This window comes from Rahnella sp. 2050, assembly GCF_040544515.1.
Classification (GTDB): Bacteria; Pseudomonadota; Gammaproteobacteria; order Enterobacterales; family Enterobacteriaceae; genus Rahnella; species Rahnella aceris.
Genome location: NZ_JBEPKE010000004.1, coordinates 259,614 through 279,980, shown reverse-complemented (window position 1 = coordinate 279,980; position 20,367 = coordinate 259,614). Strand labels below are relative to the sequence as shown.

The window sequence follows — 20,367 nt, the reverse complement described above, 5'->3', positions numbered from 1 at the left end:
GGAGGGGGTTTAACAGACAAAACAAGTGCTTATGCACACTTAACATCTTGTTTTTGACCTTAATACCCCACCCCAACCCTCCCCTTCGCAGGGGAGGGAGCGACTCCTCTACAACTTCACCGGCTTAATGTTCCAGATCTCATCGGCGTATTCCTGAATGGTGCGGTCCGAGGAGAAATAGCCCATGTTGGCGATGTTATGCAGCGTGCGGCGCGTCCATTCTTCCGGCAGTTTATACAGCTCATCGACTTTATCCTGCGTATCGACATAACTGCGGTAATCCGCCAGCACCTGATAGTGATCGCCAAGATTGACCAGCGTATCGAACAGGTTGGTGTAGCGCTTCGGCTCGCCTGGGCTGAAGACCCCGGTGGCGATTTGCGTCAGCACCTGATGCAGCTCGGCGTCCTGCTCGAAGTAAGTATGCGGGTTGTAGCCTTTGCGGCGTAATTCCTCGACCTGCGGCGTGGTATTGCCAAAGATAAAGATATTCTCCTCGCCCACGTGTTCGAGCATTTCGACGTTGGCACCGTCAAGCGTACCGATAGTCAGCGCGCCATTGAGAGCAAATTTCATGTTACTGGTGCCGGAGGCTTCGGTACCGGCCAGAGAGATTTGCTCGGAAAGATCTGCCGCCGGAATGATCAGTTGCGCCAGGCTGACACTGTAGTTCGGAATGAAAACGATCTTCAGCTTGTTGCCAATACGCGGATCGTTGTTGATCACCGCCGCCACATCGTTGATCAGCCGGATGATCTGCTTCGCCGCATAATACGCCGAGGCCGCTTTACCGGCGAAAATCACTGTGCGTGGCACCCATTCGGCGTCTGGCTCTTCGAGAATGCGGTTATAACGGGTGATGACGTGCAGCACATTCATTAGCTGACGTTTATATTCGTGGATACGCTTAATCTGCACGTCGAACAGGCTTTTCGGATCCACCACAATATTCAGCTTCTGGGCGATATACAGCGCCAGCCGCTTTTTGTTGTCCAGCTTGGCCTTGCGGATTGCCTGCAGGAAGCTCAGGTAATCCAGATTCTGTTTCAGTTCCGCCAGCTGGCTGAGATCAGAACGCCAGGTCTGGCCGATGGCATCGTCAATTACCGCTGACAGCGGTTTGTTGGCCAGTGCCAGCCAGCGGCGCGGCGTCACGCCGTTGGTTTTATTACAGAAACGGTCCGGATAAATACGGGCGAAATCAGCAAACAACGACTGCACCATCAGCTCGGAATGCAGCTCAGACACACCGTTAACTTTGTGGCTGGCGATCACCGCAAGCCATGCCATCCGCACTTTGCGGCCATTGCCTTCATCGATAATCGAGACACGCGACAGCAGGCCATTATCGTTGGGGATCTTTTCCGCCACTTCTTTGAGGAAGTGATCGTTAATCTGGAAAATAATCTCCAGATGACGCGGCAGGATTTTGCCGATCATGTCTACCGGCCAGGTTTCCAGCGCTTCGCTCATCAGCGTGTGGTTGGTGTAAGAGAACACGCTGCACACGGTTTGCCACGCGGCTTGCCACTCGAATTTATGCTCGTCGATTAACAGGCGCATCAGCTCAGGGATGGACAATACCGGGTGCGTGTCATTGAGGTGGATGGCGATTTTATCGGCCAGATTGTCGTAAGTATGGTGCGTGGTGTAATGCCGGTTGAGAATATCCTGCACGGTCGCCGACACCAGAAAATATTCCTGACGCAACCGCAGCTCGCGGCCAGAATAAGTTGAGTCATCGGGATACAACACGCGGGACACGTTCTCAGAATGGTTTTTATCTTCCACCGCCGCGAAGTAATCGCCCTGATTAAATTTCCCCAGATTGATTTCGTTACTGGCCTGCGCGCCCCACAAGCGCAGCGTGTTGGTCGCGTCGGTGTCGTAGCCGGGAATGACCTGATCATAGGCGCAGGCGATGACCTCCTCGGTTTCCAGCCAGCGGGTTTTGATGCCTTCATGCTGCACCCGTCCGCCGAAACGCACTTTATAACGGGTATTGTAACGCTGGAATTCCCACGGGTTACCGTATTCCAGCCAGTAATCCGGCGCTTCTTTTTGCTCACCGTTGATGATGCTTTGCGCAAACATACCGTATTCATACCGGATGCCGTAACCGCGCCCCGGCAGCGCCAGCGTCGCCAGCGAATCAAGGAAACAGGCCGCCAGTCGTCCGAGTCCGCCGTTGCCTAAACCAGGGTCATTTTCTTCACCGATCAGTTCTTCGAGATCAAAGCCCATTTCATCAAGCGCGCTTTTCAGGTCGTCGTAAATACCCATCGCCAGCAACGCATTGGAAAGCGTCCGTCCAATCAGAAACTCCATCGACAGGTAATAAACCTGCCGGACGTCCTGTGAGGTTTGCGCCCGGTTAGAACGCAACCAGCGTTCCACCATGCGATCGCGCACCGCAAACAATGTGGCGTTCAGCCAGTCGTGTTGTGTCGCAATAGACGGATCCTTGCCGATGATAAACATCAGTTTATAGGCAATAGAATGCTTAAGCGCTTCGACACTGACTGTCGGTGAGTTGTAATTAAACGGTGAAGTCATAGCGTTACATTCCCGATCAAGTTAGCTACGTTCAGGGTCAGGACAGCAGGCGGTTATACAGGGTGATATATTCCTGCGCAGCCACCTTCCAGCCAAAATCAATACCCATGGCGTGTTGTTGGACGTGTCGCCAGTGTTTCGGTCGGCTCCACAAAACAAATGCCCGGCGGATCGCATTTCCCAGCGATTTCCCCGTTGCTTCTTCAAAGACAAAACCACTGGCTGTTCCGTCGGCCAGATTTTCCAGTGCACAATCGACCACCGTGTCGGCCAGCCCGCCGGTGCGGCGCACCAGCGGCAACGTACCGTATTTGAGGCCATATAATTGGGTTAATCCGCAAGGCTCAAAACGGCTCGGCACCATAATGACATCCGCCCCGCCGATAATGCGATGGGAAAACGCTTCGTGATAGCCGAGCTGCACGCCGACCTGGCCAGGATTGTCCGCCGCGGCTGCCAGAAATGCCTGTTGCAGCACCGCGTCACCCGCGCCCAGCAGCGCCAGCTGACCGCCGCGTTCGAGTAAATCCGGCAAGGCTTCCAGCACCAGATCCAGCCCTTTCTGGCTGGTCAGGCGACTGACGACAGCAAATACCAGCCGCGAATCATCCACATCCAGCCCCATCGCCCGTTGCAGATAGGCTTTATTGACCGCTTTCGAGCGTAAATCCTCCGCGTCGTAACGCGCTGACAGCAGCACGTCATCACGCGGCTGCCAGATAGCGTCATCGACGCCGTTAAGGATCCCCGTCAGCCGCCCTTGCATTTCACGTTCCAGCAGCAGCGATTCCATGCCATAGCCAAATTCCGGACGGGTGATTTCTTTCGCGTACGTTGGGCTGACGGTGGTCACGTGGTCGGAATAGAACAGACCGGCTTTCAGGAAAGATATCTGGCCGTAGAATTCCAGCCCGTGCATCTGAAAGAACTCGCGCGGGATATACAGCTCATCGAGATGATGCGCGCCAAACAATCCCTGAAACGCCAGATTATGTACGGTGAAAACCGTCCGTACCGGCGCATTATGGGCGCGGATATACGCGGAACATAGACCGGCGTGCCAGTCATGAGAGTGGACGATATCGGGTTGCCAGTGTGGATCGAAATTCAGTGCCAGTTCGCAGGCCATCCAGCTCAGCAACGCAAAGCGCAGATGGTTATCCGGATAGGCAAACGACGATTGATCGTGATACGGGCTGCCGGGACGGTCATACAATCCCGGCACATCAATCAGATAAATACCCACGCCATCAAAGTAACCCAGTGAAAGGGTGACATGCCCGGCAAAAGTTACCAGCGTGCCAATCACCTGTGTTTCCCCCAGTCCTTTTTTGACGTCAGGGAAAGCCGGAATGAGCACGCGGACATCCGCGCCTTCCGCAATCTGAGCGGCGGGTAATGCACCGGCGACATCCGCAAGGCCGCCCGTTTTTAACAGCGGAAACAGCTCAGAACAAACATGTAAAACCTGCATTCGCGCTCCTAATTATCCCGGTCATCCCGGCGTTCACCGGGATGACGAAAAGTCGTACTTCTATCGTCTGTTTATAGTTTCGCCAGCATTGCGCGGGTCACCAGCACCACGCCACCTTCCGAACGGTAGAAACGGCGGCTGTCTTCATCGGCATTCTCACCAATCACCATGCCTTCAGGGATCTGACAAGCGCGGTCAATGACGCATTTGCGCAGACGGCATGAACGCCCCACATTCACATCCGGCAGGATGATGGCCGAATCGATATTGCAGAAAGAGTTGACGCGTACCCGCGGGAACAGCACGGAATGCACCACCACCGAACCGGAAACAATCACGCCACCGGCCACCAGCGAATTCATGGTCATGCCGTGGCTGCCTGAGCGATCCTGTACAAATTTGGCGGGCGGAAGCGGCTCCATGTGGGTACGGATCGGCCAGTCGCGGTCGTACATATCCAGTTCCGGCGTGACAGAAGCCAGATCCAGATTAGCGCGCCAGTAGGCATCGAGCGTGCCGACATCACGCCAGTACGGCGGCGCTTCATCGTTTTGCGTGACGCAGGAAAGACCAAACGGATGCGCGCGGGCGACGCCCTGACGGGTCAGTTTCGGGATCAGGTCTTTGCCGAAATCGTGGCTCGACTCTTCACTCGCCATGTCTTCTTCGAGCATGCGAAACAGATAGTCTGCATTAAAAATGTAGATGCCCATGCTCGCCAGCGCCATATCGGGATTGCCGGGCATCGGCGGCGGGTCTTTGGGTTTTTCGACGAAACTGGTGATGTGATAATCCTCAGTGACGCCGATAACACCGAATTCACTGGCCTCGGTGCGCGGCACTTCCAGGCAGGCGACGGTACATTCACCGCCCTTCTGCACGTGGTCGATCAGCATCCGCGAGTAGTCCATCTTGTAGATATGATCACCCGCCAGGATCACCACAAACTCGGCGTTATAGCGGCGGATGATATCCAGATTCTGATAAACCGCATCGGCGGTACCTTTGTACCAGTGCTCGGTGCTGTGGCGTTGCTGCGCCGGAAGTAAATCCACGAATTCGTTCATTTCTTCGTTAAGGAAAGACCAGCCGCGCTGGATATGCTGAACCAGCGTGTGTGACTGATATTGTGTAATCACGCCGATGCGACGAATGCCGGAGTTCAGGCAATTTGACAGGGCGAAATCAATGATGCGGAATTTTCCGCCAAAGTGAACGGCGGGTTTTGCCCGGGTTGCGGTTAAATCTTTCAGTCTTGAACCACGGCCCCCGGCAAGGATTAATGCCACGGATTTCAGCGGCAACTGCCTTGCCAGCATGACCGGGTCCCGGTTATCTAATGTCGCCATATCTGACTCCTTTGTTTTTATAATGACCGGCTCTGTGAAGTGAAATCTTGTAGGACACAGAGGGTTTTTGCTGCTGCCCGCCATTGCGAGCCTTCCATGACACGCCGGGGTTCCTCATCAAAAAGCACGCTGTTGAACGGTGCCACTGGCTGCCAGTTTCCCGGCGGCAGGTGCAAATCCACCTCGTGCAGCGAGGCATTAACGATAACCAACCAGCGCTGTGACAGGCAGATTTGCAGCCACTGCTGCGGCCCCTGCTCCCAGTCGCCGGGGCTCATCGGTTGCCCCTGTTGATTCAGCCATTGCACGTCATCGCTGCCTTCCTGCCACCAGCGGTTTTGCGTCAGTGCCGGAATTTTCCGGCGCAACGCAATCAGCGCGCAGGTATAGGCTGTCAGGCTTTCATCGGCGTTCTCCCAGTCAAGCCAGGTCAGCGGATTGTCCTGACAGTAGGCATTGTTGTTGCCCGACTGGCTGTTGCCGAGTTCATCACCGGCCAGCAACATCGGCGTGCCCTGTGACAAACAGAGCGTCGCCAGCAAGGCACGCTGGCTGAGACGGCGCTGCTGTAATACGCCTTCAGACGCCGCAAGCCCTTCTTCACCGTGGTTTTGGCTGAAATTTTCGTTATGGCCGTCGCGATTTTCTTCACCGTTGGCCTGGTTATGTTTCTGGTTAAAACTGACGAGATCGCGCAACGTGAAGCCGTCGTGCGCCGTCAGCATGTTGATGCAGGCGTAAGGCTCACGCTGCGCGGGGTTGAACTTGTCGGCGGAGGCGGCAAAACGCCCGGCAAACTGCCCCAGAGAAAGATCGCCATGCAGCCAGAACTGGCGCATATCGTCGCGCCACACATCACTCCATTCGGCAAAGGGTGCGGGGAAATTTCCGAGCTGATAGCCCCCGGCCCCGATATCCCACGGCTCGGCAATCAGTTTGATTTTCGAGAGGATGTCATCGTGTTTAATGGCCAGGAACAACGGCGATTGTGCGGTGAATTCCGGCGTTCGGCCGAGAACTGTCGCTAAATCAAAACGGAAGCCGTCAACATGACATTCACGTACCCAGTAATGCAGGCAATCGAGGGTCCAGGCGATCATGTCCTCGTCCATCAGCCGTATCGTGTTGCCGCAGCCGGTCATGTTGTTGTCGGAACCGTCGTCGTTAAGCCAGTACCCGCTGGCGTTATCAATGCCACGAAACGAAATAAACGGCCCGTCGATATCCAGCTCAGCGCTGTGGTTGAACACCACATCGAGGATCACTTCAATACCCGCCTGATGCAGTGCTTTAACCGCCGATTTAAATTCATTCAGCGCCGATACACCGCCCAGCCCGCTGGCGTAACGCGGTTCAACCGCGCACGGTGCCAGCACGTTGTAGCCCCAGTAATTACTCAGTCCAAGGTGTTGCAGGCGTGGTTCGTCGGCATGATGCTGCACCGGCAAAAGTTCTATCGCGGTGACGCCCAGATGCTGCAAATATTCAAGCATCACCGGATGCGCCAGCCCGGCATAGGTGCCGCGAAGGGCTGCCGGAATATGGGGATGCTGGCGAGTGAGGCCGCGCACATGCGCCTCGTAAATCACCGTTTCACCCCAGGGTTTCGCGGGCGGTTGATCATCACCCCAGTCGAAATTTCCGGCGACCACCACGGATTTCGGCGCAACCACGGCGCTGTCTTTATCGTCGGGCGCATCGGTGCCGCCGGTGAACCGTGCGTTGTCGAGCAGTACGCCGTCAATCGCACGTGCGCTCGGGTCGATCAGCACTTTCTTCGGGTTAAACCGGTGACCCTTTTTCGGGTCGAACGGTCCGTAAACCCGGTAGCCGTAGCGTTGTCCGGCTTTCAGCCCCGGCACAAATCCATGCCAGAGATGGCCGGTGCGCCCGGTCAAAGGCAAATGTTGCTCGCTGCCGGTCTCATCAAAAAGACAGAGTTCCACTTTTTCCGCATGTGCAGAGTACAGGCAAAAATTGACGCCACTATCTCTGAGATGCGCACCAAAAGGTGCGGGCAGACCGGGACCGAGCTGTTTCATTACGCCTCCCTTCGCAAATAAACCGTCGCCAGCGGCGGAATAGTCACGCTGATCGAATGGTCACGCTGATGATGGCCAATATTTTCACTGTAAATATCGCAACCGTTGCCGACATTACTGCCACGGTAAAAATGCGAATCGGTATTGAGGATTTCGTGATAACGCCCAGGCTGACTGATGCCTATGCGATAATGCTCACGCGGAACCGGCGTAAAGTTACTGATGACGATCACTTCACCGCCATTTTCGTCACGGCGGGCAAAGGCGAAAATCGAGTTTTCGTGATCGTCGACCACCAGCCATTCGAAACCGCGCGGGTTGTAATCGAGCTCATACAACGGCGCATTGGCCTGATAGGTCTGGTTCAGGTCGCGTACCAGATGTTGTACGCCGCTGTGCCAGCCGCTTGGATCGTCAAGCAGATGCCAGTCGAGGCTGGCGTCAAAATTCCACTCACGCCCCTGCGCAAATTCATTGCCCATAAACAGCAGTTTCTTACCCGGATGTGCCCACATAAAGCCGTAGTAAGCGCGCAGGTTGGCGAACTTCTGCCACACATCGCCGGGCATTTTATCCAGCAAGGATTTTTTACCGTGTACCACTTCGTCGTGGGACAGCGGCAATATAAAGTTCTCGCTGTAAGCGTAAAGCACGCCGAATGTCATGAGGTTGTGATGATATTTGCGGTGAACCGGATCAAGCTGCATATAGGTCAGGGAATCGTGCATCCAGCCCATATTCCACTTGTAATGGAAACCCAGCCCGTTAGCATCCGGCGGCATGGTGACGCCGGGATAATCGGTCGATTCTTCCGCCAGCGTCACCGCACCGCCGAGTTCACGACCAATGGTCTGGTTGGTGTATTTCAGGAAGGAAATGGCTTCGAGGTTTTCGCGGCCACCGTAATAATTCGGGATCCACTCCCCGGCTTTACGGCTGTAATCGCGGTAAATCATGGAAGCCACCGCATCGACACGCAGGCCGTCAATGCCAAACCGTTCAATCCAGTAAAAACCATTGCCTGCCAGATAGTTACGCACTTCATGGCGGCCATAGTTATAAATCAGCGTGTTCCAGTCCTGATGATAACCTTCACGGGGATCGGCATATTCGTACAGCGCGGTGCCGTCAAACTGCGCTAAACCATAGGTGTCGCTCGGAAAATGTCCCGGCACCCAGTCGAGAATGACGTTCAGCCCGGCGTTATGCGCGGCATCGACAAAGGCTTTGAATTCCATCGGCGTGCCGAAACGACGGGTCGGCGCATACATGCCAAGCGGCTGATAACCCCAGCTCCCGTCGAACGGATGTTCGTTGACCGGCATCAGTTCGATGTGCGTAAAACCCATCCATTTGGCATATGAGACTAATTGCTCGGCCAGTTCACCATAGCTGAGCCAGAAATTATCATCGGTATGACGACGCCAGGAACCCAGGTGCACTTCATACACGGAAACCGGCTGATTCAGCGCATTGGCTTTCTTTCGGCTTTCTGAATGCGGCACAACATCCGGTAATTTACGCACGCACGAGGCAGTATCCGGACGCATCTGCGCCTCAAAAGCATAAGGGTCGGCGCGCAGGCTGACATGCCCGCGGCAGTCGATAATTTCGAATTTATACAGTTGACCTTCGCGGACGGCGGGAATGAAGAGTTCCCAGATACCATTTTCACGGCGCTGGCGCATCGGGTGTCGGCGGCCGTCCCAGAAGTTGAATTCACCCACGACGGAAACCCGCGTGGCGTTCGGTGCCCAGACGGCAAAACTGACACCCTCGACGTCATCCAGCGTTTGCAGATGTGCGCCGAGTTTTTCGTATGGCCGCAGGTGCGTGCCTTCCGCCAACAACCAGATATCCAGTTCCTGCAACAATGTGCCGAACCGGTACGGATCGTCAATCACATGCAGATTCTCGCCCCAGCGGACTTCCAGCTTGTAACGAAAGGCATTTTTACGCCGCGGGATCAGGCCGACAAAGAAACCACGATCATCGTAACGACGCAGTTCCGCCACCTGTTTACCTTTTTCTACATCAATAACCCAGACCTGATCCGCATCCGGCAACAGGGCACGCACTTCCAGCCCGGCGGCCACAGAATGCATACCCAAAAGAGAAAAAGGATCAGCGTAGTGGCCAGATATAATTTGGTTAATGACGTGCTGATCGGGAAGTACAGACATGTATTTCGTCCTATGATTAATTAAATCAATAAATCCAATAAAATCATTCAGGTATTCAATACGAAACGTGATCCCAGTGTGCTCCCCTTTTTATCGCCGCTTTGTGATCCGGCTGTGTTTCGGTTTTGCCAAAAAGTGCGCGATGACGCTTACGCTCACAATTTCCAAATAAGTGCTTATTTCAGCTTCTCAAAGAGGCATAGCTCTTCTACTAAGCATAGACAAAGGTTCGAAAAATCAGCGGGAAGAAACCGATGAATTTTTCGCAAAATGAAATACAGAGAGTTGCGCTGGAAAAAGGCGGATAAACGGTGAAGTGATTGATGACAGAATCAAAAACGGGACACCGTGCTGGTGTCCCGCAGGGAAATCTTTACAAAGAAAACAGGGCAGTTTTCAATATTGCATCGCGTTAGAGAAGAATACGCAGCATGCGGCGTAAAGGCTCTGCCGCGCCCCACAGCAGCTGATCACCCACGGTGAATGCAGACAGATATTGCGGGCCCATATTCAGTTTACGCAGACGGCCGACCGGTGTGTTCATGGTGCCGGTGACAGCCGCTGGCGTCAGTTCACGCATCGACAGTTCGCGGTCATTTGGGATCACGCGAACCCAGTCATTATGCGAAGCCAGCATCTGTTCGATTTCCGGAATTGACACGTCTTGTTTCAATTTCAGCGTGAAAGCCTGGCTGTGACAACGCAGCGCGCCGATACGAACACACAGGCCATCCACCGGAATAATGCTGGAAGAGCCGAGAATTTTGTTGGTTTCCGCCTGACCTTTCCATTCTTCTTTGGTCTGGCCGTTATCGAGCTGTTTGTCGATCCACGGGATCAGACCGCCCGCCAGCGGAACACCGAAGTTATCGGTTGGCAACGTACCGCTGCGGGTCAGCGCGGTCACTTTACGTTCGATGTCCAGAATGGCGGACGCCGGGTTTTCCAGCTCTTTCGACACGCTGCTATGCAGCATACCCATCTGGGTCAGCAGTTCACGCATATGACGCGCACCGCCACCGGAAGCTGCCTGGTACGTGGCAACAGACGCCCACTCGATCAGGTCATTCGCAAACAGGCCGCCGAGCGACATCAGCATCAGGCTGACGGTACAGTTACCGCCCACAAAGGTTTTAATGCCTTTGTCGATGCCCTGATGGATCACTGCGCTGTTCACCGGGTCAAGGATGATTATCGCGTCATCTTCCATTCTCAGAGAGGATGCTGCGTCAATCCAGTAGCCAGACCAACCGATTTCACGCAGCTTAGGATAGATTTCATTGGTATAATCGCCGCCCTGACAGGTGATGATAATGTCCAGCGCGCTCAGAGCGTCCAGATCATAGGCATCCTGCAAGGTTCCGGACTGACCTGTGAAAGAAGGCGCGGCCTGACCGTGCTGAGAGGTGGAGAAGAATACCGGACGGATAGCGTCGAAATCGCGTTCTTCAATCATGCGTTGCATGAGTACAGAACCGACCATCCCGCGCCAGCCAACGAAACCTACATTTTTCATAATATCTGTCCTGCCCTGAGGGTGATAACTGCTTAAAACGGCTTGAACGCGCGTTTGCACTAAGTTAGTGCCTGTTTTGATGCACTGTGCCCCGTTAACGCGCTGGTCTACCACCTTACAAAATGTAGTAGAAGTGGCAAGTGAATTTAATCAATAGTGCAGCTTTTAATAGCAGCGCAACTTATAACAGGCATTTTTTCTGAGGTAGTCATGACCGAAATGATTTCAGCAACCATTTTGCTGTTTTTAATTATGGATCCGCTGGGCAACTTACCGATTTTTATGTCGGTTTTAAAACATCTCGACCCGAAACGTCGCCGGGTCGTGTTAATCCGCGAAATGCTGATCGCACTGATCCTGATGCTGATCTTCCTGTTCGCCGGGGAAAAAATCCTGTCGTTCCTGAATTTACGTACCGAAACCGTGTCGATTTCCGGCGGTATTATTCTGTTCCTGATTGCTATCAAAATGATTTTCCCGTCAGAAGAGAAAAGCAGCAGCGGCCTGCCAGCCGGTGAAGAACCCTTCCTCGTACCGATGGCCATCCCGCTGGTTGCTGGCCCGTCGATTCTCGCGACGCTGATGCTGCTTTCGCACCAGTACCCGAATCAGATGAGTCATCTCACGCTGGCGCTGTTTATCGCCTGGGGCATGTCGATGGCGATCCTTCTGCTGTCGAACCTGTTCCTGCGCCTGCTCGGCGACAAAGGCGTCAGCGCCCTCGAACGCCTGATGGGCCTGATTCTGGTGATGCTCTCAACACAGATGTTCCTTGATGGGATCAGGGCGTATCTGAAGATTTAGCGGCAGAAAAAACGAAAAAGGCGAGCCACGCGTCTCGCCTTTTTTACATCTGTTTTAAATCGTTTTAAGCGTCTGGATAATTTGCGGATTCAGTTCGAGCATTTTCAATAATTTCAGCGCAGCGCCATTCGGCAAACGCTTTTGTTGTTCCCACGCCTGCACCAGCGAAGGAGATACACCGAGCAGTCGGGCAAATTCATCCTGCTTAATTCCCGCCTTTGTACGGATTTGTTTTACTTCGGGCATGGCAACACGCGTGATATGCGCAGGTGTCATTTCGCCTTTATGGATAGCGACCATCTCTTCAGCGGATTGTCGCAATTCTTCAAAGAATTCTTTCGTCATGGTCTATCTCCTGTGTCATGACAGACTTCGTACAATGTTTTTCAAAATCAATTTTTCGCTTTCCGTCAGTGAATCTTTCTCACTCTTCGGATAAACCAGCAGCATGAAAATCTGACCGTCAGCGCACAGGTAATAATAAATCGCCCGCACACCCGCACTTTTTCCACGCCTTTGATGACCCCAGCGGATTTTTCTGCATCCACCGGTGCCGACAATCAAAGCCCCTGCGTCGGGATAATGGGTGAGGTATTCCTGAAACTGGCGATATTCCTCCTCAGTCAGCAGCTCTTTGCATTTGCGGCTAAAGGTCGGGGTTTCGATAAACTCCAGATATTCCATATGACTCATTCCATGACTCAAGATGGCTGAATAATACTCTCACAGGGTAAGAGTTCAACGCGAGGTTTTTCTCGTCAGAAACGAAAAAGGCGAGCCACGCGGCTCGCCTTTTATATGCTAACAATTTGTCGTCAGACGACCATCGACAACAGCAGACATCCCGCCAGACCGCACAGGGAAATGATGGTTTCCAGCACAGACCAGGATTTGAAGGTTTCGACAATGCTCAGGTTGAAATATTCCTTGAACAACCAGAAGCCCGGATCGTTGACGTGCGAGAAAATCACGCTGCCGGAACCGACGGCGATCACCATCAGTTCAGGGCTGACGCCCGTGGTGGCGATCAGTGGCGCGGCAATACCGCCCGCAGTAATCGCTGCCACGGTAGCAGACCCCAATGCGATACGCAGAACCGCCGCAATGGACCAGGCCAGCAGGATTGGCGAGAGCGTGCTGCCGTCCATCAGAGCTGCAATGTATTTTTCAATACCGCTGTCCACCAGCACCTGTTTAAACGCACCGCCACCGCCGATGATTAACAACATCATCGCGATAATTTTGATGGAATCGGTCACAGTTGCCATCACATCTTCCATCTTACGGCCACGGTTCAGACCGAAAGTGAAGATAGCGATCAGCACCGCAATCAGCGTTGCCATCACCGGGTCGCCGAAGAATTCAGCATACGCCAGCACCGGATGCCCTTTCGGCAGGATCATTTCGCAAAGTGCGCGGAATGCCATCAGAATAACCGGCACCAGTGAAGTCGCGACGCTGACGCCAAAGCCCGGCATCTCTTCTTCCGTGAAGGTTTTCGGGTTAAACAGACCTTCAGGCACCGGTTTGTCGATACCTTTCAGGAAGCGCGCATACACCGGCCCTGCCAGAATCACCGTCGGCACCGCCAGCAGTGAACCAAACAGCAGTGTTTTACCCATATCCGCATGGAAAATCGTCGCAATCGCCGTCGGACCAGGGTGCGGAGGCAGGAACCCGTGTGTAACGGATAACGCGGCCGCCATCGGAACCCCGACATACAGCAATGGTAAACGCGCCGCCGCGGCCACAGTGAAGACCAGTGGTAACATCAGCACGAAACCGACTTCATAGAACAGGGCAAACCCGACGATGAAACCTGTCAGCACGATCGCCCACTGAATGTGCTCACGGCCAAACTTTTCGATAAGGGTGGTCGCGATACGTTGTGCGCCACCGCAATCCGCCAGCATTTTACCGAGCATGGCACCGAAGCCCATGATCAGCGCAAGACTGCCAAGCGTCCCACCCACCCCGTTTTTGATCGAGGTGATAACTTTATCGACCGGCATTCCCTGCATAATCCCCACCGCCAGCGCGACAAGAATCAGTGCAATGAAGCCATTAAGCTTAAATCGGATCATAAGTAACAACAGCAGTGCGACACCCACCGCTACAATAACTAATGGCATATTCTTCCCCTCACGCTGTCACCCGGGTATGACTAAAAACCGGGTGAAGCATTGTTTTTAATTTTCAAGATGTTGTAGGAATTAACAGTGCTACGGGTACAGACCGCGACCGCTAAAACAGCAGTGCATTCCTTTGTGATATTAGTCACATCTCCATTTGTTACCGGTATCATGATACCGGTAACATGGTAATATTAGGACTCACTACGCAGTCAAAATGTTCATTTTGGGATAGAGATCATACTTATGGCAGGACAAAGCATCATTCTGATGGGCGTGTCAGGCAGCGGTAAATCCACCGTCGGCGCGGCACTGGCCCGTGAAATTAACGCGAAATTTATCGACGGCGATGATCTTCATCCCCGCGCCAATATTCAAAAGATGGCCAGCGGCACGCCACTGAACGACGATGACCGCGCGCCGTGGTTATTGCGTCTCAACGACGCGGCTTACAGCCTGCGCCATAAAAATGAAACCGGCATCATTGTCTGTTCTGCACTGAAGCGTCGCTACCGTGACGCCCTGCGTAAAGACAACGAAGGCATGGTGTTCATCTACATGAAAGGCAGTTTTGAAGTGATCGCCGAGCGCCTTAAAGCGCGTGCCGGACATTTCATGCCGACCGATTTACTGCGCAGCCAGTTCGATGCGCTCGAAGAACCGGGCGAAGACGAACCGGATGTGTTGCGCGTGAATATCGATCACAAGTTTGAAGGTGTGGTAGATCGCTGTATCGCGGCTTTGAAGACGGTACAGAAGTAAGACTTTAAAAAGCCACAGGTGAGCCGTCGGTGGCGCAGCCAATTTGGATTCGGATGGAGCACAGGCCCCGGAGCGTACACGTAGTACGTGAGGAGGACGAGCACCACCCGGATTCAAAGTGGCAAGTAAACCAGGCTCAACAAATCAAATACTTCCACCCGCAGAAATCGTAAACCCTACATCCACCATTCTCGGCACCACTTCTTCGCCGCGAAGTCTCGCCAGCAGACGTTCGGCGGAGATTTGCCCCATTCTTTCGCGCGGTGTCAGCACGCTGGCGAGTGGTGGCTCCATCGCCTGCCCCATGTTGTGCCCATGAAAACCGGCAATCGCCATTTGTGAAGGGATTTTCAGCCCCTGGCGCTGACATTCAAAAAATGCGCCCGCCGCGAGGTCATCGTTGGTACAGAAAATACTGTCGATTTGTGGCCAGTCTTTTTGCGCCTGACGCAGTAATTCCGCGCCGCCACTGTAACTGGAAGAACGGCTGGTCATCACACTGTAAGGCTCCAGACCGGATTCACGCATCGCCTGTTCGTAACCCTGCTGTTTGATAATGGTTCGCTCATCCTGACGAGCGCCGAAATACACCACATGACGATGGCCGCGCGCGATAATTTGTTGCGTCATCTGCCGCGCGGCTTCGAAGTTGTTGAAGCCGACCGCCAGATCCACACACGGCGACACACAGTCCATCATCTCCACCACCGGAATACCGGCCACTTCAATCATCTTCAGCGTACGCGCGGTGTGATGGCGTTCGGACAAAATCAGTCCGTCGATATTGTAGGAAAGCAGTGAAGTCAGACGCTGTTCTTCGCGCTCCTGGCTGTAGCCGTAGTGCGCCAGCATGGTCTGATAACCGTGGATATCAGTCACGCTTTCGATGCCGCGCAGCACTTCCGCAAACACCTGGTTGGTCAGCGACGGCAGCAGCACACCGATGGCGCGGCTTTTAGCGTTAGAAAGAATGTCCGGTGCGCGGTTGGGGATGTAGCCCAGCTCGTCGAGCGCCGCAGAGATTTTTTCCTGCAACGCGCCGGAAACCTGTTCAGGGTTACGCAAATAACGGCTGACCGTCATTTTGGTGACGCCCACCTTGTCGGCAACATCCTGGAGTACGGGTCTTTTTTTCTTCATATTCATCAAAGAGATGGGCCGCTGAAAAGGTTAAGGGATCAGAGCGTGATGTTAGCAAACAATCGCGCAGGCGGATATCCGTTGCTGCGCGACATGAGAGGTTTATCAGGAAGGCAGGGAAAGCTGCCCGCGAACCGGTGCGCTGAGGTTCGCTGAGAGCTGGCCGGTCAGCAGCGCCATCGCGCGTTGTGCCAGGGTTTCCAGCGGATAGGCAATCGCCGGAACAGCAGAAACGCCCGGTGGCAGCGTACTGTCGAGACTGAACACCATCACATTTTCAGGCACGGCGCGCCCGTGCAGGGCGAGCTGACGGAGTGCATCCTGCGCGGTGGCATCGTCCGGCACCAGCAGCGCATTGAACGGCACGTTCTGTGCCAGCAGTTTCGTCAGCGCATCTGCGCCGCTGTGCTCCAGCCGCCGGTCGTAAGGCAGCAGGAACTTCTCCAGTGCCAGATGATATCCCTGCAAGATTTGTCCGGCGGTTTCGCTGTTTTCCGCGTTGATCAGGGCAATCTGCCGGCGCCCTTGTTTGAGCACATACTGGCAGGCAGTTTCGGCGGCAAAGCTGCGGTCAAAGTGAATGCTGCGTGCTGAATCCGCATCCAGACAATCAATGGTGATCACGTTTTCAGGAAGTTTCGGCAAAGGAAAACGCGCACCGATCACAATCATCGCGTCGCACAGACCGCGGCCAATTTCAGCTACGGAATGCGTCAGGCTCGCTGCGTCGGTGGCAAAGCGCAGCAGCAGATACTTCTGATTCAGCCGCAACTCTTTTTCCAGCGCGTGGAGATAACCGGTGGACTGATTGATGTTTTCGGTCGCACAAATCACGCCGATACAACCGGTAGACTGCGTGGACAGCGACTGCGCAATCACGCTCGGTTTATATTGCAGTGTTTCCACCGCCTGCATCACAGCCAGGCGGCTTTCTTCTTTGACACCGCGGCTGCCACTCAGGACACGGGACACCGTCGCTTTCGACACCTTCGCCAGCCGCGAAACGTCGTTAATGTTTGCCATGTCTTTCCTTGTGTTAATCGAAACCGTTATTTTTAGACACCGCCGCGAACCATTCGCCGCTTTTCTTCACCGTACGCTTCTGCGTTTCCAGATCCAGCTGGATGAAACCATACCGGTTTTTATAGGCATTCATCCATGACCAGCAATCAATAAATGTCCACATGTGATAACCCAGACAACCACTGCCTTCCTGCAAGGCGCGGTGCAGCCATTTCAGGTGCCCGCTGACAAACTCGATGCGGTAATCATCATCAATCCGCCCCGCCTGTTCAAAGCGCAGTTCATTTTCCACACCCATGCCGTTTTCGGAAATGAAACAGCGCGGATTACCGTAGTTTTCACGCAGATTGGTCAGAATATCGTAAATGCCCTGCTCGTAGATTTCCCAGCCACGGTGCGGGTTCATTTTACGTCCCGGCATGACATAGTTATCGAAGAACCATTCCGGCATAAACGGACTTTCCGGATTAACCATACTGTCGCGGCACTGAATACGGCGCGGCTGGTAATAGTTGATGCCGAGTAAATCCACCACACCCTGTTGCAGCAGTGCTTTATCGCCCTGCTGGCAGGCCGGAAGCTGATCGTATTTGTTCAGCAATTCCACCAGTTCCTGCGGATATTCACCGCGCAGCGCCGGATCGAGGAAGCTGCGGTTAAACATCAGGTCCGCAATGTTAGCGGCTTTCAGGTCAGCCGGATTCTGTGACCGCGGATAAGACGGCGTAAGGTTAAGAATAATGCCGATTTCACCGCCAGAATTGCGGGCGCGATAGGCCTTCACTGCCAGCGAATGGGCCAGCATAGTGTGATACGCCACGGTGGCAGCCCGTTTGAAATCCACCACGTTCGGGTAATGGAAATCATACAAATAACCGCCTTCCACCGGCACCACCGGTTCGTTGAACGTAAACCAATGCTTCACGCGGTCACCGAACAGCTCGAAACAGGTATCGGCGTATTTTGCGTAAGCCTGCACGACGTCCCGGTTTTCCCAGCCGCCGAGTTCCTGCATCGCCATCGGCATATCAAAGTGGAACAGATTGATAAACGGCTGTACGCCCTGCGCCAGCATTTCGTCGATCACCTGGTTATAAAACGTGACCGCTTCCTGATTCACTTCACCACGCCCGTTGGGGATCAAACGCGCCCAGGAAATCGAGGTGCGGAAGGTGTTGTGATTGAGCTGTTTCAGCAGCGCGATATCTTCGCGCCAGTTTTTGTAAAACGTCGAGGTATCCTGCGGACCGACGTCATTGTGAAAGCGCGTCGGCTGTTGTGAATACCAGTGATCCCACACCGTCGCGCTTTTTCCGTGGCTCAGGGTTTCACCTTCCGTCTGCGGCGCTGAACTGGCACTGCCCCACCAGAATTCTTTTGGAAATGCGTATTTCATCGTCATCCTCGCTGTCCGTTAGCTTTACGTTTTTAACTGAATTATTTGACTGTTTAGCTGTTTGCCGGCACGGCATTGCCCGCCGTCTGTGCCAGGGCTTTTTCCGCTTCCTGTTTCAGCAACGTACGTTCATAGGCTTTCAGGAACGGATAGTACATAACGGCTGATAACACCATACAGAACAGGCACATAATTACCGGGCTGAATGCCCAGTTTGCGGCCCATGACGCACCGATTGGCGCAGGCGTTGTCCAGGGTGTGAGCGAGACCACCTGCGCGACCCAGCCGAGTTTGGTGGCGGTGTAAGCAAAAATAGCGTTCAGCATCGGCACCAGCGTAAACGGCAGGAAGAATACCGGATTCATGATAATTGGCGTGCCAAACAGGATCGGTTCATTGATGTTAAAGAAGCTCGGCACCACCCCCATCCGGCCAATGGTGCGCAGGTGCACGGCCTTGCTGCACAGCAATAAAATCGCCAGCGGTAAGGTCGACCCCACGCCGCCAATTAACAGATAGTGATCCCAGAATCCTTGCAGATAAATGTGTGGCAATGGCGCACCGGCCTGCAACGCCGTCTGGTTGAGTGCCAGATTGGTCATCCAGAACGGGTTCATGATGCCGGTGACAATCAGCGCGCCATGAATCCCCGCAAACCACAGTACCTGACAGATAAACACTGAAATCAAAATCGCTGGCAGGGAATCCGACGCAGAAACCAGCGGTGCCAGCAAATGCATGATGGCTTCCGGAATAATCATGCCGGTGGTGGACTGAATAAACAGGTTCAGCGGGTGCAGCGTGGCGACAATCGCCACCACCGGGATCAGAATTTCAAACGAGCGCGCCACGCCGGTCGGCACTTCTTTCGGCAGGCGGATGGTGATATTGCGGCGCTTGAGCAGCGCATACACTTCGGCGGCATAAATCGCCGTCAGGATCGCGGTGAAAATGCCTTCGCCGGAGAAATACTGCGTCGAGATTTGTTTGTCATGATACGGCGCAGCCACCAGCAGAAACGCCATAAACGCCAGTAAACCGGTCATGATCGGATCAAGCTTGTAGTGTTTGCCGAGGCTTGCGCCAATGCCTACCGAAATAAAAAACGTCATCACGCCCATGCTCAGATACCACGGCAACATCAGCTGCTCGCGGTATTTCAGCGACAGATCCAGCCACCCGCGCGCAAATCCCATGGTGGTATCCGGCGAGAATGGCGGGAAAATAAAGACCAGCATGAACGAACCGATAATCATAAAAGGCAGCGCAGCGATAAAGCCGTCGCGGATGGCGATCACATGCCGCTGCTGGCCAACGCTGCCCGCCAGGGGCGTGATGTGTTTTTCGATGACGTTAACCATCGCCTGATAAAGGCCACTCATACGCGGCTTCCTTCCTGTGCGATCAGGCCGTAAGCGAAGTCGAGCACGTTATCGCCGCGCTGCATGCCGTAATCCATCATGTTGATGGTTTCGACCGGAATGTTGAATTCTGCCGCTCTGGCAGATAAATCAGCCTGCATGTAACGCACCTGAGGTCCGAGCAGTACCACCTGATAATCACGGAATTTTTCATCAAACTCGCTGGCACCGAATGCATCAATCTGCACCTCTTCTCCGCGTTCCGCCGCCACTTCTTTCATCTTGCGCACCAACAAACTGGTCGACATCCCCGCCGAACAACAAAGCATGATTCTTTTCATTTTGCTTCACTCCGAGATGATTAATGTTCTGCCCTTTTTAGCCTGTTGAGGGTATTTGAGGCTTTATGGAAACCGGTTTCCATGGCTTCAGGGAAAATGTGCGAACCTGTTCATAAAATTTCACGGTGATTGTCCGGCAATGTGAAACGTTTCACATTTTGCGCATTTTTCATTCGCGCAGTAAGAAACTCACGCTACAGGAAAAACCAGATAACAATTATCACGGAGGGATTAAATTACTCATCAGCAGGATATTTAAAACCGTCAAAAATCAAAATAAGACCTGAT

The 20,367-nt window shown here is 53.8% G+C and carries 16 protein-coding genes; 2 read left to right on the top strand and 14 right to left on the bottom strand.

Annotation, left to right across the window (positions count from 1 at the left end):
* Positions 1-108 precede the first annotated feature (108 nt).
* The 6 genes from glgP to asd all read right to left on the bottom strand — a co-directional run bounded on the left by glgP (position 109) and on the right by asd (position 11,120).
* Positions 109-2,556, bottom strand: a complete 2,448-nt coding sequence (glgP, locus tag ABIC79_RS17325; RefSeq protein ID WP_014411488.1) for a glycogen phosphorylase — start codon at positions 2,554-2,556, stop codon at positions 109-111.
* Between the two features lie 37 nt (positions 2,557-2,593).
* Positions 2,594-4,030, bottom strand: coding sequence for a glycogen synthase GlgA (gene glgA, locus ABIC79_RS17320; RefSeq protein ID WP_354567940.1), 1,437 nt, complete (start codon positions 4,028-4,030; stop codon positions 2,594-2,596).
* Between the two features lie 71 nt (positions 4,031-4,101).
* Positions 4,102-5,379: a glucose-1-phosphate adenylyltransferase gene (glgC, locus tag ABIC79_RS17315; RefSeq protein WP_013573552.1), complete on the bottom strand. Its 1,278-nt coding sequence runs from the start codon at positions 5,377-5,379 to the stop codon at positions 4,102-4,104.
* Between the two features lie 17 nt (positions 5,380-5,396).
* A complete protein-coding gene (gene glgX / locus ABIC79_RS17310) occupies positions 5,397-7,421 on the bottom strand; it encodes a glycogen debranching protein GlgX (RefSeq protein ID WP_112151943.1) in 2,025 nt (674 codons plus the stop codon).
* On the bottom strand, positions 7,421-9,604 hold the full coding sequence (glgB, locus tag ABIC79_RS17305) for a 1,4-alpha-glucan branching protein GlgB (protein WP_013573550.1): 2,184 nt from the start codon (positions 9,602-9,604) through the stop codon (positions 7,421-7,423). The genes glgX and glgB overlap by 1 nt, the downstream gene beginning before the upstream one ends.
* Before the next feature lie 412 nt (positions 9,605-10,016).
* Positions 10,017-11,120: an aspartate-semialdehyde dehydrogenase gene (gene asd, locus ABIC79_RS17300; protein WP_014411486.1), complete on the bottom strand. Its 1,104-nt coding sequence runs from the start codon at positions 11,118-11,120 to the stop codon at positions 10,017-10,019.
* Positions 11,121-11,330: 210 nt separating this feature from the next.
* Between asd and ABIC79_RS17295 the strand changes: the two genes are divergently transcribed.
* A complete protein-coding gene (locus tag ABIC79_RS17295) occupies positions 11,331-11,924 on the top strand; it encodes a YhgN family NAAT transporter (RefSeq protein ID WP_013573548.1) in 594 nt (197 codons plus the stop codon).
* A 54-nt stretch (positions 11,925-11,978) separates the two neighbouring features.
* Here the strand turns inward: ABIC79_RS17295 and nadS are convergent, their stop codons facing one another.
* From nadS to gntT, 3 genes are all read right to left on the bottom strand, one after another.
* Positions 11,979-12,269, bottom strand: coding sequence for a NadS family protein (nadS, locus tag ABIC79_RS17290; RefSeq protein WP_013573547.1), 291 nt, complete (start codon positions 12,267-12,269; stop codon positions 11,979-11,981).
* A 15-nt stretch (positions 12,270-12,284) separates the two neighbouring features.
* The gene (locus ABIC79_RS17285; RefSeq protein WP_014411485.1) at positions 12,285-12,608 is read right to left on the bottom strand and encodes a type II toxin-antitoxin system RelE/ParE family toxin; all 324 of its coding nucleotides are present in this window, start codon (positions 12,606-12,608) and stop codon (positions 12,285-12,287) included.
* 131 nt (positions 12,609-12,739) lie between these two features.
* Positions 12,740-14,056, bottom strand: a complete 1,317-nt coding sequence (gene gntT / locus ABIC79_RS17280; protein WP_013573545.1) for a gluconate transporter — start codon at positions 14,054-14,056, stop codon at positions 12,740-12,742.
* A gap of 246 nt (positions 14,057-14,302) precedes the next feature.
* Here gntT and ABIC79_RS17275 point away from each other — a divergent pair, with 246 nt between their 5' ends.
* A complete protein-coding gene (locus tag ABIC79_RS17275; protein ID WP_013573544.1) occupies positions 14,303-14,818 on the top strand; it encodes a gluconokinase in 516 nt (171 codons plus the stop codon).
* Between the two features lie 144 nt (positions 14,819-14,962).
* Here the strand turns inward: ABIC79_RS17275 and gntR are convergent, their stop codons facing one another.
* From gntR to ABIC79_RS17250, 5 genes are all read right to left on the bottom strand, one after another.
* Complete coding sequence (gene gntR / locus ABIC79_RS17270; protein ID WP_014411484.1) at positions 14,963-15,958, bottom strand: gluconate operon transcriptional repressor GntR; 996 nt, start codon at positions 15,956-15,958, stop codon at positions 14,963-14,965.
* Positions 15,959-16,063: 105 nt separating this feature from the next.
* Positions 16,064-16,981 (bottom strand): LacI family DNA-binding transcriptional regulator, encoded by a 918-nt coding sequence (locus ABIC79_RS17265; protein ID WP_112151944.1) that lies wholly within the window; start codon positions 16,979-16,981, stop codon positions 16,064-16,066.
* A gap of 13 nt (positions 16,982-16,994) precedes the next feature.
* Entirely contained in the window at positions 16,995-18,377 is a 1,383-nt protein-coding gene (gmuD, locus tag ABIC79_RS17260) for a 6-phospho-beta-glucosidase GmuD (RefSeq protein ID WP_013573541.1), read from the bottom strand.
* Positions 18,378-18,430: 53 nt separating this feature from the next.
* Positions 18,431-19,759 (bottom strand): PTS cellobiose transporter subunit IIC, encoded by a 1,329-nt coding sequence (locus ABIC79_RS17255; RefSeq protein ID WP_013573540.1) that lies wholly within the window; start codon positions 19,757-19,759, stop codon positions 18,431-18,433.
* A complete protein-coding gene (locus ABIC79_RS17250; RefSeq protein ID WP_013573539.1) occupies positions 19,756-20,079 on the bottom strand; it encodes a PTS sugar transporter subunit IIB in 324 nt (107 codons plus the stop codon). Before ABIC79_RS17250 ends, ABIC79_RS17255 begins: the two co-directional genes overlap by 4 nt.
* Positions 20,080-20,367: the final 288 nt, after the last annotated feature.

Bases quoted from the DNA above. Each gene is read 5' to 3' on its own strand.
- glgA (WP_354567940.1), bottom strand. From the start codon at position 4,030: ATGCAGGTTTTACATGTTTGTTCTGAGCTGTTTCCGCTGTTAAAAACG.
- ABIC79_RS17295 (WP_013573548.1), top strand. From the start codon at position 11,331: ATGACCGAAATGATTTCAGCAACCATTTTGCTGTTTTTAATTATGGAT.
- glgB (WP_013573550.1), bottom strand. From the start codon at position 9,604: ATGTCTGTACTTCCCGATCAGCACGTCATTAACCAAATTATATCTGGC.
- ABIC79_RS17250 (WP_013573539.1), bottom strand. From the start codon at position 20,079: ATGAAAAGAATCATGCTTTGTTGTTCGGCGGGGATGTCGACCAGTTTG.
- gntR (WP_014411484.1), bottom strand. From the start codon at position 15,958: ATGAAGAAAAAAAGACCCGTACTCCAGGATGTTGCCGACAAGGTGGGC.
- asd (WP_014411486.1), bottom strand. From the start codon at position 11,120: ATGAAAAATGTAGGTTTCGTTGGCTGGCGCGGGATGGTCGGTTCTGTA.
- nadS (WP_013573547.1), bottom strand. From the start codon at position 12,269: ATGACGAAAGAATTCTTTGAAGAATTGCGACAATCCGCTGAAGAGATG.
- glgP (WP_014411488.1), bottom strand. From the start codon at position 2,556: ATGACTTCACCGTTTAATTACAACTCACCGACAGTCAGTGTCGAAGCG.
- gntT (WP_013573545.1), bottom strand. From the start codon at position 14,056: ATGCCATTAGTTATTGTAGCGGTGGGTGTCGCACTGCTGTTGTTACTT.
- ABIC79_RS17265 (WP_112151944.1), bottom strand. From the start codon at position 16,981: ATGGCAAACATTAACGACGTTTCGCGGCTGGCGAAGGTGTCGAAAGCG.
- ABIC79_RS17285 (WP_014411485.1), bottom strand. From the start codon at position 12,608: ATGGAATATCTGGAGTTTATCGAAACCCCGACCTTTAGCCGCAAATGC.
- glgC (WP_013573552.1), bottom strand. From the start codon at position 5,379: ATGGCGACATTAGATAACCGGGACCCGGTCATGCTGGCAAGGCAGTTG.
- gmuD (WP_013573541.1), bottom strand. From the start codon at position 18,377: ATGAAATACGCATTTCCAAAAGAATTCTGGTGGGGCAGTGCCAGTTCA.
- ABIC79_RS17275 (WP_013573544.1), top strand. From the start codon at position 14,303: ATGGCAGGACAAAGCATCATTCTGATGGGCGTGTCAGGCAGCGGTAAA.
- ABIC79_RS17255 (WP_013573540.1), bottom strand. From the start codon at position 19,759: ATGAGTGGCCTTTATCAGGCGATGGTTAACGTCATCGAAAAACACATC.
- glgX (WP_112151943.1), bottom strand. From the start codon at position 7,421: ATGAAACAGCTCGGTCCCGGTCTGCCCGCACCTTTTGGTGCGCATCTC.